A 14,353-nucleotide genomic window follows, 5' to 3' on the forward strand; every position below is an offset into this window, starting at 1 on the left:
TGGGCGCTGCGCTTGCGGCATTTATTTTTGCGGGATGCGGCGATAACGATGTGGAGCTTGTCAAAAACTACACCCTGCCGGATTTCAAATCGATGAATATCGGTACGGCGATCGAGGGTTCGAAAATCTGCAAAAATATCACGTGGAGCAAAGAGGAAAACGGCAGGCTAAAGACGGTTAAGATGGTCTGCGACGTGGATATGGAGAAAGTAAAGGTTGATGTAGATGCCTTTAACAAAAAATATAAAGAGGCTATGCTAAACACGTCTTTAAGAGGTGCCGTGCTTTTTTATAAAGATAAATCTGATGATAAACAACAGCGTTTACTTAAATTGGCAAATGAACATTGCAAAATAAATGAGACGAAATTTCAAGAGGAGCTCAAAGACAGAGGCAAAATAGATTACTCATTTCAAAAAAAGCCAATTGATTGTGACGATAAATTAAAAGATGAAATACTAAAGGATGGTGAACCAAAAACTTCTGCGATTTATATGAGTAATATTATTGATTCATTAGAAGACGTCGCTTATTATTCGCAGCTAACGCCTAGCCAAATAAGGCTACAGCTTGGAAGGGCAGCAGAGCTGCCGCCACAGGCTGCGATCGAATTAAATTTTATCGTGAATGCCGATAAGAGCGTAAGTTTATCGGATAAATTTATAGTGACTAAAGATATAATTGATGATGTTATTAAGATAAGATCGGCATTTAATAATAGAAAAACGGCGGAAGACGCCCTTGCAACTTTCTACGAAAGACAATAAAATTTTATCTGAATTTTTAAAAGACGTTTCGGCTCGGAAGCGTTTCCGCAAAAGACGATAGCATTATTTTGCGGCTCAATTTGACGAAATTTTAAATTTGAGCCGCCTTGCGTCAAAATTTCATTATTTCATTCAAATTTGACGCGGGCTTTTAAATTTAAAAAGCGCGGCGGAAGCAGTTTCACCCGCTGCGCCGTGAAATTTTACGCCGAATATAGGCCTATTTATCGTGTCCTTGCAGATACGCGATCGCGCTAAGTGCGGCAACCGCACCGTCACCCGCCGCGCAAACGACCTGCTTAGGCGCATCCTGTCTCATATCGCCCGCCGCAAATAGCCCGTGTACGCTTGTTTGCATCTTTAAATTTACCGCGACCTGTCCGCCCGGCGTGACGTCGCAGATGAACTTGCCATCATCGCCCTTTAGCACCTCGTTTCGCACGTCAAGCCCCACGAATACGAAGATCCCAGGCAGCTGCAGCTCGCGCGCGGCGCCGCTAATTTTATCCTTGACTACGACGCCAGTTACGCCGCTTGCATCGCCCTTGATCTGCTCTACGAGCGCGTTTGTGATGAGCTCGATATTCTCACTTTCGCGTACCTTTTGCACGGTCGAAGGCGCAGCGCGAAACTCATCGCGGCGATGGATCAGATAGACTTTAGAGCAAATTTTAGCTAGATACAGAGCCTCCTCTAGCGCCGTATCGCCACCGCCTAGGACGGCAACCTCTTTGCCCTTGTAAAAAAATCCATCGCAGGTCGCGCAGGTACTGACGCCGCGACCGAAGAACTCATCCTCGCCCTCGATCCCCGCGCGACGCGGAGTAGAGCCGGTAGCCACGATAACGGCACGTGCGCGACGTGTTTGATCGCCCTCAAGATAGATCGTAAAATTTCCGTCGCCGCCTTTTGAGACGCGCAGCACGCGCACCATCTCGTGCTTCAGCCCGAAGCGGAAGCACTGCTCCTGCCAAGGCGCCATAAAGCTCATCCCATCAGTCACCGCAGCAACGCCGGGATAGTTTTCCATCTCGGAGCTTGAGGTGATCTGCCCGCCGGGCATCCCCATCTCAAACATCACGACGTCCTTTAAACCGCCTCTTGTAGCATAAAGCCCCGCCGCTAGCCCCGCAGGACCGCCGCCGATAATTGCTAAATCTAACATTTTTTCTCCTTAATTATTTTATTAAGTAAAACCGCGAGCGTTAAATTTACGAGTTTAATTAATAAAACGATGAGTGAGAGGAGAAAGGGCGAAAGCCGCCCTTTTAAAATTTACAGAAGCGAGTTTAGCTTGTCGGCTATGATCTGCTTGGATTGCGCGCCGATGAGTTGGGCTTTTAGCTCGCCGTCTTTGAAAAATAGTATCGTTGGGATCGAGCGAACGCCGAACTGCACCGCAAGATCCTGCGCTTCGTCGGTATTTACTTTGCAAATTTTAGCCTTACCCTCGTAATCGTTCGCAAGCTCCTCGATGATCGGGGCGATCATACGGCACGGCCCGCACCAAGGTGCCCAAAAATCGACTAGCGCGACACCCTCTTTAATAACGTCGAAATTCTCCGAAGTAAGCTCTATATACTTTCCCATAATGTTCTCCTTGTGTTAAAATTCCGCGGATTATAGTTCATTATCTTAAATAAATAATAAAAATTCTAATTCAAAAAGATATGTTGGCGATAAATTTTATCTGCTTTGGATAAACTTCCACGACGTCGATCTGCCACGGCTCGTCCGTATCGCAGCTCATCAGATAAAATTCCGCCGCCTTTAAAATTTTAGCCATCTTAGCGCCCGTCACGCGCTCTGCGGCGTCATAATCTCCGCTCGTAGCCTTTACTTCTACAAAGTGCAAAATTCCGTCTTTGCGCGCGATTATGTCGATCTCGCCGAAGCGGCAGCGGAAATTTCGCTTTAAAATTTCAAACCCTTCGCCGCGTAAAAATTCCGCCGCACGATCCTCACAGGCAAAGCCGAAAAGATATTCTTTTAAGCTCAACTTTAGCTTTCGATCCTGATCATAAAAGGCTTTTGCGTGATGAAATTTTCGCCGCCGATCACGCTTATTGCGCGCTTTATATCCTTCTCGCAGCACGTATGCGTCGTGAAAAACAGCGTCACTTCCTCGTCCGTTTTGAGCTTCGGTTTTTGCAAAAAGCTGTCGATCGAAAGATCGTTTAAGCTCATAATGTTCGTAAGCTTCGCGAGCACGCCCTTCTCATCGCGCACGCGCAGCCTGAAATAATACTTCGTGCGGATCTGCTCGCTCGGCAGAATTTGCATAAAATTTTCGCTCGGCAAAATTTTATATCCGAGCATCGGGTTTTTGTTATCGCGTGCAATGTCGATAAGATCGCTTATAACCGCACTTGCCGTAGCGCTTCCGCCCGCGCCCGGGCCGTAATACATACTCTCGCCGACGCAGTCTCCGTAGATGCTCACGCCGTTCATTACGCCATCGACTTTTGAGAGCATTTGATCCTTTGAAATGAGCGCTGGATGGACGCGCAGCTCGACTTTATTATCGCACGCGCGCTTGGCTACCGCAAGCAGCTTGATTATGAAATCAAATTCGCGCGCAAAATATATATCCTCCTGCGTGATCTCCTCGATCCCCTCGATTAGGATATCTTCAGGGTCTCCGTGCACGCCGTATGCGATGCTAGCTAAGATCAAAAGCTTATGCGCCGCGTCAAATCCGCCGATGTCGAAGCTAGGATCGGCTTCGGCGTAACCGAGCTCTTGAGCTCGCTTTAGCGCATCCTCAAATTTCTCATTTTTTTGCATCATATTCGTAAGGATAAAGTTGCTTGTGCCGTTTACGATGCCGATGATCTTTTCGATACGGTTGGCGCTTAGTCCTTCGCGCAGGGTTTTGATGATCGGAATTCCGCCAGCTACGCTCGCTTCGAAGCCAAAAGGCGTATCGCCCGCCAAAGCCTGAAGTTTGTAGCGATGATAAGCCAAAAGCGCCTTATTTGCGGTAACGACCGCCTTTTTACGCTTTAAAATTTCGCTTACGATCTCATATGGCTTTTCTACCCCGCCCATAAGCTCTACAAAAACGTCGATGTCGTCGCGCTCGATGATACTTTGCGCGTCGCTGCTAAGCGGAATTTGCACATCGCGCTTTTTGCTCGTATCGCGCACGAGTCCGATTACGGGCTCTATACTAACGCCCGCGCGGGCAAGGATGATATCTTTGTTTTTGATCAAAATATTTGCAACTTCGCTACCTACGGTACCGACGCCTAAAATCGCTACTTTCATCAGATCTCTTTCAAATATTTTTTTATATTTCTAGCGGCCTGGCGGGTTCTATTTTCGTTTTCGATAAAAGCGATCCGCACGTAATCGTCTCCCGCCGCGCCAAAGCCAACGCCCGGGCTTACGGCGACGCGCGCCTTGGTAAGAAGCTGTTTGGAAAACTCCATACTCCTTAGATGAGCTGCAGCGGGCGGTAATTTCGCCCACGCAAACATCGACGCGCTAGGTTTAGCGATCACCCAGCCCGCATCCGCAAAAGCGTCAATCAAAAAATTCCTACGCTTCTCATAGCTCGCGCGGATCTGCTCTACGCACTCCTGCGGCCCGTCCAGCGCGATCGTGGCGGCTACTTGGATCGGCGTAAACATGCCGTAATCAAACCACGACTTGATCTTTTTAAGCGCGGCTACGAGCTTTTTGTTGCCGCTAACAAAACCTACGCGCCAGCCCGCCATATTGTAGGTTTTAGAGAGCGTGTACGCCTCGACTGCGACGTCCTTCGCACCCTGAACCTCAAAAATGGACGGCGTTTTGTAATCATCAAAAGCGATCTCTGCGTAAGCGATGTCGCTGATGATATAAAACCGCTCCTGCCGCGCCATTGCCACGAGCCGCTCGTAAAAGCTCTTTTGCACGACGACGGTGGTGGGGTTGTGCGGGAAATTTACGACGACGTATTTTGGGCGCGGAATGCTCTCGTCGAAGGTTTTTTGCAGATCGATGAAAAATTTATTCTCATTAAAATTTAAATTTTCATCATAGGCAAGCGGGATTTTAACGACGTTACCGCCCGCGATGATGAAAGCTTGAGTGTGGATCGGATACGCAGGATCGGGCACCACTGCGACATCGCCCGGATTTACGATCGCGCTTGTTAGATGCACGAAGCCCTCCTTAGAGCCCATCACGGCGACGATCTCGCTTTCCGGATCCAAGATCACGCCGTATTTGCGCTTGTACCAATTCGCGCAGGCAAGTCGCAGCTTGTAGATGCCCTGGCTTACGGAGTAGCCGTGCGTCTTGTCCTTTTGCGCGCTTTCACAAAGCTTGTCGATTATATGCTGCGGCGTCCTGCCGTCGGGATTGCCCATCGAAAAATCGATTATGTCCTCGCCGGCTCTGCGTGCAGCCATTTTTATGGCGTTTACTTCGGCAAAAACGTAATTGGGCAAACGCTCGATTTTTGAAAAACGGATTTCGTCAAACATCTCAAACCTCTTATCTTAAAGTAATTTTCAAGCTTTATTTAAATTTAAAATTTTGCGCCTTAACGCCGCGATCTGCTCGCGCTGCACGGAGGCTAAAATTTCAAGCCTTTGTAACGGCGCAGCGGTTCTTTTATATCTATATCGCTAAGGCAATTTTAAAATTTTACCACACTAAAATTTTAAAATTGCCGAGGCATTGATCGTTTAAATTTAGCGCGTTGAGACTTTACGGCGACATTTAAATTTACGTCAGCTCAAAACGATAGCGATCAAAGCTGCCGTTTTTACGCCGCGCTCTCGAACGATGCCCTTTAAATTTACCACGCTACAGCAAGCGCCCGCAACGCTTGAAATTTTATCCGTACCGTTAAATTTTACCTATGCCGTTTAAAATTTTATCCAATGCGGCGCAGTTCAAACCTTTAAATTTACACTCGCGGATTTAAATTTAAACCGAGCGCCGTAGCAAGCCGAAATTTTACTCTCAGCGGCGGCAAAAGCCCTAAGAGCGAAGAGCCACGCACGAGAGCGAGGATTTTACCACTTCTTGCCCTTGTTTAAGCGCAGAAACTCATCGGCTGAAATTTTAGTGATATTGCCATCTTTGACGTGGAATTTTTGAGTGTTTCTTTCGCTTAAAGTTACGTTGCCATCGGCTTTGCCGAGCTCAAACATCCCGTGACCGGTAGAGATTAGCAGCTCCTCATCTCCTTGCGAAGCGACGACATAAGGGGTATTTATGACCATCTCACGCTTCTTGCCGCTTTTTAGATCGATGATCCCGATCCACATCTTGCCGCGTGGATTAAGCACGATATCTTTGCTAGGCGCGGGTTTGCTTTGCGTGGCGTTTTCGTCGGTGGAATTTTCCTCCGTTTTGGCACTCGCGCGCTCAATCCTGATAGAGCGGTCCAGCGCATTGAGCGAGCTTAAATTTTCATCTGTAGCAGCGGCTGCATTGGTATCTGACTTTAGTGCGAATTTTTCATCTGTAGCGTTGTGCGAAACGACGTCGATACCGATGTTTTCAAGCTTTTTTTGAGTATTGTTTACAATCGGAGCGTCAGAATAAGTGGTTTTGTTTTGCTCCCATAAAAGTGAGCCCAAAAATTCACCGAAGCTTTTATAAAGTCCGAAATAAAAGATTGCGCCTATGATTAATACCATTGCAAGCAGCCATAAAAGCCAACCGCTGCCGCTTTTGTTAGGGCTAACCCTTTGACCATAAACCTGCTCGACTTTGGCCTTTTTAACCGGCGCAAAGCTCGCTTTGGCGCTCTCAAACTCGCTAAGCCAGTCCGATAGATCCAGCCCGAACTCGCGCTCTAAAATTTTAATGTAGCCCCTCACGTTAAAATTTGCAAGTTTCTCGAAGTCTTTGTTGATGATGTATTCTAAATTTTGCGCGTCGATGCGCGTCGTGCGCGCTATCTCGATCAGATCCATAGATTTTAATTTATCCAGATCGCTGCTTTTTGGCTGCTGCGTTTGCTCCGGCTTCTCGGTTTGTTCCGCCTGCTCGTCCGTATTATTTAACTTCTCTCTTATTTCTTCCATTTAAAATTCCATCGCATAGTATCGCAAATGCCGCGCTTACGTTAAGCGAGTCCCAGCCTTCGCGCATCTTTATCGATACCGCGCGGTCGCATTTTTTAAGCGCCCTAGCAGGTATCCCCTCTTCTTCGTTCCCCATTACGAGTGCGTTTTTCGCGCCGAGCTTTAACTCCTTAAAGCTCGTCCCGTCCGCACTCGCGGCATAAATTTCAAAGCCGCTTTGTTTAAGCTCGTTTATCACGCTAAGCCCGTCTGCGGCCTTAACGACGTTTAGCTCATACGCCGCGCCCGAGCTTGCGCGCACTACGCCCGCCATATTTAGATTATTTGCGACGACGATCACGCTGTCCGCGCCCAAAGCATAGGCGCTGCGCATTATCGCGCCGATGTTTCCGACGTCGGTAAGCCCATAAAGGATCGGCACGAATTTATCGTCTTTGACGCTAGCTAGATCGCCGAAGCTAAACTCCTCCACCTCGGCCAAGAAGCCTTGATGGTTGCCGCCGCGAGCGAGGGCTTGAGCTTTTTTCGCATCGGCGCGCTCGATCTTTACGCCGGTCGCGGCGATCTTTTTAAAAATTTCTTTCTCGCACTCCTTTGCAAGGATGATGCGGATAAATTTCTGCGGATGCCGGTTTAAAAGGTGCAAAAACAGCTGCTTGCCGTAAATAATCATTTTGGGATTTTAGCGAAAAACGGTTAAAATATGACTTAGCGTATCAAATTTTTATATATTTCTTTGGCGGGTTCGCCGCTGATTTTTGAGAGCAGTTTCGCTTTTATTTTCGGCGCGATCTCAAGCGACAGAATATCTTCTTGCGTGATTTTTTCAAAGCTTTTCTCGCCTGCGCCGTCAATCACGACGCACCATTCGCCGTTTAAATTTGCGCCGTTTAGCTCCAGCAAGAGCTCTGCGGCGCTACCGAAAAATTTGGTTTCAAATTTTTTCGTAGCTTCTTTGATCGCAAAAATTTTGCGCTGCGCGTCGATCCCCGCGATCTGCTCTATTAGCTTTACCACGCGCTTTGGGGATTCATAGAGTACGCACGGATAGGGGCTTTGCATTAAATTTAGGATCTGAGCTTTGCGCTGCGCGCCGTCATTGTTCAAAAAGCCTAAAAAGCTAAATTCTTTCTCCACTAGTCCGCTTGCGGCGGCTGCGAGCAGCAGAGCGTTTGCGCCGCTAAGCACCTCGTAAGGCGCACCGCTTCGCTGCGCAAATTTAACGAGCGCAATTCCCGGATCGCTGATGCAGGGCATGCCCGCGTCGCTTACGTATGCGCAAGCTTTTTCATGCAGAAGCGCCGGATCAAAGCTCGCGAAAAACTCCGCTTCGTTGTGCGTGTGCAGAGAGTAAAACTGTGAAATTTTAAATGAAATTTGAAATTTATCGGATAATAAGTTTAGAAGTTTTTTTGAAACCCTCGTATCCTCGCAGATTAGGATTTCGCAGCTTTGCAATACCTCAAGCGCGCGGCTCGAGATATCGCTTAAATTTCCTATCGGCGTAGGAATGAGATATAGCAACTATTTCATTCCGTATTTTTGCTTAAATTTCTCGACGCGGCCCGCGCTATCTACGATCTTCTCGCTGCCGGTGAAAAACGGATGGCAATTGGAGCAGATATCGACGCGGATCTCAGGCTTGTTCGAGCGCGTTTTAAAAGTGTTTCCGCAAGCGCAGGTAACGGTCGTTTCGACAAAGTTTGGATGGATATCTTTTTTCATTTTTGATCCTTTTTGATGATTTTAAAAGGCAGCGATTATACAACTTTTTTATCTAAAAAGCAAATTTAAAGGGTTTTAAAAATCTCTCGGTAAAGCGGCAATTTTTTCTCGATCATGCTTTTTAAGCGCGAAGAATTTTAAAATTTAGCGCATTTTGAAGATAAAATTTTGATTTATCGCGGCGTGCAAAATACAGCGCATAAAGATACGCTTCGGCAAATACGCGCCGTGCGTCAAGCCGCAGATAAACATCACAGGTCGCGCAGAGCAAATTTTAAATTCCAAAATTTAAAGCGCACGACTTTCAAATTTTAAAATTTGCCGAGCGTTTAAAACATCAGCTTCGCGCAAGTTGCGATCAACGCGGTGTTTGAGCGCAAAATATAAGGGCTATTAAGCGCATAGGCGTTTTTAAATTTCTCTCTTTCGCGCAGCGAAAACCCGCCCTCGGGGCCTACGAACGCGATCTCGTCGCCGCCGAAAATGTCGATGTTCTTGCCGCCAAAATCGATCAGGCTTACGTTTTCATATCTTTGCGCAAGCTCGTCCGAGCCGCCCAAAACCTCGATCTGCATGATGGAATTTCGCCCGCATTGCTGCGACGAGTTGATCAAAATCCGCTCCATCCTCTGCAGATCGAGCCTCACGTTTTTCTGTGACAGATCGGCATATACCAAAATAAGCTGCCCGACGCTCATCTCGTTTAGCGCAGGTAGGCTCTTTTCGATCACGGCGCTCTCGACGACTGCCCAAGCAACGCAAAAATCGTGGCTCGGCGTAAAAGCCGAGCTTTTAAAAACCAAATTTAGAGCCGCACCTTTACGCGAAATTTCGGCGATCTCATATAGATAACTCGCCCCGTCCTTTAGATTTCGCACGTCTATGCGCTCGCCCGCCCTTGCTCGCCTGGCCTTTAGGTGCAAAAACTGATCATTCTGCAAAATCAGGCTCTGTTCGCCTGCAAACTTATCGTAAAAATATACCATCAAATAACACTCGCTATCAAAATTATCGCTAAGCTTAGCCCCAAAATCACCCGCATTTTGCGCTGATACGGCGCAAAGTTTTGGCTTAGATACGCTATTTTCAGCCGTTTGTACGATACCGCGCTAAGCGCGATCATCGCTAGCGATCCGACCGCCATAAAGTAAATTTTAAAGCTCAGATCAAAGCGCAGCACCGGCAGCATCACGCTTCCGCTAATTATCAGCGCCGCGATGCATGAATAATAGATCGGCAAAAACAGCCTGATGCGCCTAAGAAATCTAAGCCCAGATCTGCTCTTTTGCTTTAAATTTTCAGCTTGCGGCGCGGAAGCGGCGGAATTTAAAGCCTTGCCGCGAGGGCAAAATTCTGCCGCCGCGTCGATCTTAAGCTGGGTAAAGATCAGATAAATTATCGTTAAAATCGCCGCAGCTAGCGCGAAAAATTTATGAAAGCCCAGGGCGCTTTGATACAGATAATCCATCACTTCCGCCGGAGGGTTAAATCTGCAGGATAAAATTTTACGCGGCTAGAGCCGAAACGACCGAATTTCAACGCAAATTTTTTCGGCGCGGGATCAAACAGACCTGCTCCGCGCCTTTGAAATTTTAAAAACCATTCAAAGTGGCTGCGGCTATTTATTGCGTTAAAATTTATCGCGCCACCTTCTAATCGCGGTTTTACGCAGTATATCTCGCACCAAGAATAAAATTTTGCAGATAAAGCTTTATAAAATTTAAAATTTCTCTGCGCAGATCGCATAGGCAAAAAAGACGCTAAAATCGCGCCTACGCGCCGCATACGAACAACGCAAATTTTAAAAATTTTCAAATTTAGGCGCGGATTTTTCAACGCTCCATCCTATTCGGTCACCGGAAGCGGCGGCATATCGGCATTTATATCGACTTTAGGCTCGCTAGGCGCGATGGGTACGTCCTTCGGCACCTCACTATCTACCGGCGGCTTTTGCAAGGTGTTCTTTTTCTCATCGTCGCAGCCGCTCAAAACAAACGCGCAGACAAAGATCGCGCACGCGGTAAAAACGCGCACAAAACCCGCGCCAAATTTAAAGAAATTTCTCATCAGCAATCCTTTGGATAGATGATTTTTTCGCCGCGCAGTAGCTTTTGCCAAAGCTCCGGCTGCCTCCACTCCTCGCGCACGGCGGGCGAGAATTCTATCTCTTCCAGCGCGATCTCGCCCATCTGCGCGTTGTAGGCGTCCTCGCGGAAGCACTGCGCGTAGCCGGTCGCGGTTTCGTGCACGATGACGCTGTGAAGCTTTACTTCGCGCTCGCCGTTTTGCATCTGAGTCAGGCTCAAAAGTCGGTCGATTAGAACGAAAAAAATTCTACAAAACTGCTCTGCGCTCGGATTTAGCGGTATCTGCACCCAGCGCGCGCTGTGTTTTTTAAGATCCGCGATATAGCTCGCATCATCGCGCGCGTAGATCGTCACGGCGTGGTCGAAACTATCGATAAGCTCGCGGATACCGAGCTTCATGTAGCCGAAGTCATAAACCATCCCCGCTTCGTCCAAAAAATTTGAACTAAGCAAAATTTCGCATCTGTAGGAGTGGCCGTGGATGCTCGTGCGACACCGCTTCGAACCGCACAGGCGCACGATGTGGGCGTTTTCGAATTCGTATAATTTCCTGATTATCATACCCCGTCCTTCTCGCCCCAAATTCTAATATGCAGGCGATCGGAGTAATTATAGCCGTTTTTTAGGCAAAAATCCACGCAAAATTGCGCGGCGCTTTCCAGCTCGCGACGATCTGCGCCGCACGGCATGCAATAAACCTCGCCGCCGCACGCCGCTAAAATTTTGGCGATCTCGGGCTGCGCGTCAAATTCTGGCGAGATGACAAACTTATAAAAGCTATCCTTTGCGTTTTGTTTTAAGCTTCGTAGCGCAGCGAAGCTCAGCCTGCGTTCGCGCGGCTCGGCGGAATTTGAAAGCTTGGGCGAGATCGCAAAAACGCAGCTTTTGTAGGCGGGGAATTTTTCAAAATCCATCAAAATCGTGCCGTTGGTTTCGAAGTGCACTGCGTGTCCGCGCGCGAGCAGCTCGCAGACAAACTCGTAAAATAGCGCCTCTTTGTGATGCAACAGCGGCTCGCCGCCGGTGATAACGATGATCGGCTTTTGATAAAACCTAGCGCTCCGCGGCAAGGCGGAGCTTTGCGGATTTAAATTTAAAGAATTCTGCGCCGCGAAATTTAAAGAATTTTCGCTCGTTAAATTTAAAGATTTTTCTGCGTTACCGTTTGGACAGGGAGGCGTTTGTACGGCGGCGGAATTTAACGTATCGCTTTCAGAAAAGGGCTCCGCGGCGCAAAAACCCGGCGCAGAGCATGCGGGTGCGGAACAGGACGAACCTGATAAATTTGGAATTTTATTCAAAAGCTGCGCTAAATTTAAAATTTCTTCATGCTCGAAGTGGCTCGTAAAGACCGCGCGGATCGTATCGCAGCCGTGCAAGATCTCGCCGGTCTTTGGCGAAATGCGCTCGCCGCCGAAGCCCTCGCAGCGCAGATTGCAGCCCGCAAAGCGAAAGAAAAACGCGAGTCTGCCTGCGTATTTGCCCTCGCCTTGGATACTTAAAAAGCTCTCAACAAGCCTCATCCGCCCGTCTCGTAAAATGCACGGCTTGAAATTTCATTCGAAGCGTCCGCTTGCCAGCGATTTTTTTCGGGCTTATTCGCTAAAATTTTAGCCAAAATTTCGGCGGCTGCGGCAATGTCGCCCTCTTTGACCGCCTTTTTGATACTTAGCGCGTCCTCGAAGTAAAGACACGGGATCAAAAGCCCCTCGGCGCTTAGTCTGATGCGGTTGCAGCTCTCGCAAAAATCGTGCTTGTGCGGATCGATGATGCCGAAGGTGTAGCCGTCCCCGAGCGCGTAAAGCGACGCGGGCGAGCTTTGCGATTTCGGCAGAGCGGTAAAGATAAATTTACGCCTTAAAATATCTAAAATTTCGTTTGATTTTAATCCTGTAAGATCGCCGGCATGGGTGTTTTCCATAAATTCTATGAAGCGAATCTGGCAATCCTTCTCGCGGGCAAATTCCAGCAAATAAATAAGCTCGTCGTCGTTGATGCCTTTTAGCGCGACGGTGTTTAGCTTGACCTTTAGTCCCGCTTCAAGCGCGGCGTCAAGGCCTTCTAAGACGTTATAAAGCACGCCGCGCTGAGCTATAAATTTAGCCCGCTCCGGACGCAGCGAGTCAAGCGACATATTGATGCGCTTTAGCCCCGCGTCTTTCAAGGCGCGCGCGTAGTTTTTGAGATAATACCCGTTGGTGGTAAGCGCAAGATCGATACCTGGAGCGTAATCCGCGATCATCTTTATAAAATCCTCGATCCCCTTTCGCACTAAAGGTTCGCCGCCAGTGATACGGATCTTTTTCACGCCGCCGTCGATCGCAACTTTGACGAATAAAAACATCTCCTCAAAGCTTAAAATATTCTCTCGCGGCACCCAATTAAACGGCGTAGCAGGCATGCAATATCTGCATCTGAAATTACACCGCTGCGTAACCGAAATGCGCAAATAATCGATCGTTCGTCCAAATTTATCAATTAGCATATTTTGCCTTAATATCAATTTACGGCGATTATATAAAAAACAAAGTGATTTTGCAAAATTTTATTTTTATATTGCTCAGGCTATTTTCTTACCGAGCCGATGAGCTCTTTAAGCTGATCCAGAAGCGGTCTGATCTGCTTTTCTACCCGTTCGTCGATCATCGTAGGTACTACGTCTAGTCTCTGCTCTATCGTCTCGTCGATTACGTCTGCAATCGCGTTTATATCGATATTTGGAGCGACTTTGCCACCCGAATCGATCATCTCTTTTAGCTCCTCGACCTTCTTTTTAAGCAGATAATTTTCCTGCATAGCGTCAGTCAGCACCTGATCGAAGCGTTCGAATTTTTTATCCGCTTGCTTATCCTTAAAATATATGACGAAAAACATCAAAAATATAACGACGCAAAGTCCTAAAATGATGATAGTGTTAAGATCCATAGGGGTTCCTTAAAATAAATTTACAAAAACAAAAGCAAAAAAGGCGATGCCCAAGTAGCCGTTGAGCGTGAAAAACGCGCGATCAATCTTGCTAAAATCTTTCTGCACGATCTTATGCTCGAAGTACAGGATCGCCGCGCACGCAGCCACGCCAAGATAGGCAAAAAAGCCTAAATTTGCCGCCGCGCAAAACAGCAGCCAAAAAAGCACTGCTACGGCGTGAAAAATTTTAGAGATAAACATCGATGCTTCCTTGCCGTAAAGCGCAGGGATGCTGTAAAGCCCAGCCGTGCGGTCAAATTCCATATCTTGAAGTGAATACAGCACGTCAAAGCCGCCTACCCAAAATACTACCCCGAGACACAACAGCACCGACCATAGCGGAATTCCGCCGCTAACGGCGATCGCCCCCGCAATCGGAGCAAGCCCCAAGCAAAAGCCAAGCATCAAATGCGCAGTCTCGCTAAAGCGCTTAAAATACGAATACCCGCCCAATGCCGCTAAAATCGGCACCGAAAGCTTAAACGCCAGAGGATTTATAAGCGCCGAAACCGCTATGAAAACCACCGCGTTCGCGATTATGAAAAGCAGCAAATTCCCGCGCCCGATCCGTCCGTCTACGCTAGGGCGCGAAGCACAGCGCGGATTAGCGCGGTCGATGTCCTCGTCCAAGTAGCGATTTAACGCCATAGCGAAGCTTCTCGCGCTCACCGCGCATAAAATCCCTAAAAAAAGCAACTTCCAGCCGAACCATACCGAGCCGTTTTGCAGCTTGCTCGCGGTAATCATCGCCGTAAAGATAAACGGTAGCGCGAAA

General features: G+C 47.9%; 18 protein-coding genes and 1 pseudogene. 1 reads left to right on the plus strand and 18 read right to left on the minus strand.

Annotated features, from left to right (window positions below; genetic code table 11):
* Positions 1-767 (plus strand): hypothetical protein (locus Q0340_RS02600; RefSeq protein ID WP_298082045.1); only part of this gene is annotated, 767 nt, incomplete at its 5' end.
* A gap of 220 nt (positions 768-987) precedes the next feature.
* Here Q0340_RS02600 and trxB read toward each other — a convergent pair.
* The 18 genes and pseudogenes from trxB to mqnP form a co-directional block, all read right to left on the minus strand.
* On the minus strand, positions 988-1,932 hold the full coding sequence (gene trxB, locus Q0340_RS02605; RefSeq protein WP_298082046.1) for a thioredoxin-disulfide reductase: 945 nt from the start codon (positions 1,930-1,932) through the stop codon (positions 988-990).
* Positions 1,933-2,042: 110 nt separating this feature from the next.
* Positions 2,043-2,357 (minus strand): thioredoxin, encoded by a 315-nt coding sequence (trxA, locus tag Q0340_RS02610; RefSeq protein WP_297881795.1) that lies wholly within the window; start codon positions 2,355-2,357, stop codon positions 2,043-2,045.
* A 70-nt stretch (positions 2,358-2,427) separates the two neighbouring features.
* Positions 2,428-2,766, minus strand: coding sequence for a YraN family protein (locus tag Q0340_RS02615; RefSeq protein ID WP_298082047.1), 339 nt, complete (start codon positions 2,764-2,766; stop codon positions 2,428-2,430).
* Between the two features lie 2 nt (positions 2,767-2,768).
* Positions 2,769-4,037 carry a homoserine dehydrogenase gene (locus Q0340_RS02620; protein ID WP_298082048.1) on the minus strand — a complete coding sequence of 423 codons (1,269 nt, stop codon included), beginning with the start codon at positions 4,035-4,037 and terminating at the stop codon, positions 2,769-2,771.
* Positions 4,037-5,242, minus strand: coding sequence for an LL-diaminopimelate aminotransferase (locus Q0340_RS02625; protein WP_298082049.1), 1,206 nt, complete (start codon positions 5,240-5,242; stop codon positions 4,037-4,039). Before Q0340_RS02625 ends, Q0340_RS02620 begins: the two co-directional genes overlap by 1 nt.
* 537 nt (positions 5,243-5,779) lie before the next feature.
* Positions 5,780-6,799, minus strand: a complete 1,020-nt coding sequence (locus tag Q0340_RS02630; protein WP_298082050.1) for a hypothetical protein — start codon at positions 6,797-6,799, stop codon at positions 5,780-5,782.
* Positions 6,771-7,472 (minus strand): 23S rRNA (guanosine(2251)-2'-O)-methyltransferase RlmB, encoded by a 702-nt coding sequence (gene rlmB / locus Q0340_RS02635; RefSeq protein WP_298082051.1) that lies wholly within the window; start codon positions 7,470-7,472, stop codon positions 6,771-6,773. Before rlmB ends, Q0340_RS02630 begins: the two co-directional genes overlap by 29 nt.
* A gap of 35 nt (positions 7,473-7,507) precedes the next feature.
* Positions 7,508-8,323, minus strand: coding sequence for a 16S rRNA (cytidine(1402)-2'-O)-methyltransferase (gene rsmI / locus Q0340_RS02640; protein WP_298082052.1), 816 nt, complete (start codon positions 8,321-8,323; stop codon positions 7,508-7,510).
* Positions 8,324-8,524 carry a 50S ribosomal protein L31 gene (rpmE, locus tag Q0340_RS02645; RefSeq protein ID WP_177387662.1) on the minus strand — a complete coding sequence of 67 codons (201 nt, stop codon included), beginning with the start codon at positions 8,522-8,524 and terminating at the stop codon, positions 8,324-8,326. It lies immediately after the preceding gene.
* A 329-nt stretch (positions 8,525-8,853) separates the two neighbouring features.
* Positions 8,854-9,510 (minus strand): 16S rRNA (uracil(1498)-N(3))-methyltransferase, encoded by a 657-nt coding sequence (locus tag Q0340_RS02650; RefSeq protein WP_298082058.1) that lies wholly within the window; start codon positions 9,508-9,510, stop codon positions 8,854-8,856.
* Positions 9,510-9,992, minus strand: coding sequence for a hypothetical protein (locus Q0340_RS02655; RefSeq protein WP_298082053.1), 483 nt, complete (start codon positions 9,990-9,992; stop codon positions 9,510-9,512). The genes Q0340_RS02650 and Q0340_RS02655 overlap by 1 nt, the downstream gene beginning before the upstream one ends.
* A 377-nt stretch (positions 9,993-10,369) precedes the next feature.
* Positions 10,370-10,591 carry a hypothetical protein gene (locus Q0340_RS02660; RefSeq protein ID WP_298082054.1) on the minus strand — a complete coding sequence of 74 codons (222 nt, stop codon included), beginning with the start codon at positions 10,589-10,591 and terminating at the stop codon, positions 10,370-10,372.
* Positions 10,591-11,172, minus strand: a complete 582-nt coding sequence (locus Q0340_RS02665) for a 6-carboxytetrahydropterin synthase (RefSeq protein ID WP_298028768.1) — start codon at positions 11,170-11,172, stop codon at positions 10,591-10,593. Before Q0340_RS02665 ends, Q0340_RS02660 begins: the two co-directional genes overlap by 1 nt.
* Positions 11,169-11,912, minus strand: a complete 744-nt coding sequence (locus tag Q0340_RS02670) for a hypothetical protein (RefSeq protein WP_363317246.1) — start codon at positions 11,910-11,912, stop codon at positions 11,169-11,171. Before Q0340_RS02670 ends, Q0340_RS02665 begins: the two co-directional genes overlap by 4 nt.
* Positions 11,892-12,134 (minus strand): annotated as a pseudogene (locus Q0340_RS12345) (7-carboxy-7-deazaguanine synthase QueE); the annotation flags it as partial. The pseudogene Q0340_RS12345 and the gene Q0340_RS02670, both read right to left, overlap by 21 nt.
* Positions 12,131-13,096: a GTP 3',8-cyclase MoaA gene (moaA, locus tag Q0340_RS02675; RefSeq protein WP_298082056.1), complete on the minus strand. Its 966-nt coding sequence runs from the start codon at positions 13,094-13,096 to the stop codon at positions 12,131-12,133. The pseudogene Q0340_RS12345 and the gene moaA, both read right to left, overlap by 4 nt.
* A gap of 80 nt (positions 13,097-13,176) precedes the next feature.
* Positions 13,177-13,536 carry a hypothetical protein gene (locus tag Q0340_RS02680; RefSeq protein WP_005869739.1) on the minus strand — a complete coding sequence of 120 codons (360 nt, stop codon included), beginning with the start codon at positions 13,534-13,536 and terminating at the stop codon, positions 13,177-13,179.
* Between the two features lie 9 nt (positions 13,537-13,545).
* Positions 13,546-14,353: menaquinone biosynthesis prenyltransferase MqnP (gene mqnP, locus Q0340_RS02685; RefSeq protein ID WP_298082057.1), on the minus strand; the 808-nt coding region annotated here is incomplete at its 5' end.

The organism is uncultured Campylobacter sp., assembly GCF_938045595.1.
In the GTDB taxonomy this organism is placed as follows: domain Bacteria; phylum Campylobacterota; class Campylobacteria; order Campylobacterales; family Campylobacteraceae; genus Campylobacter_B.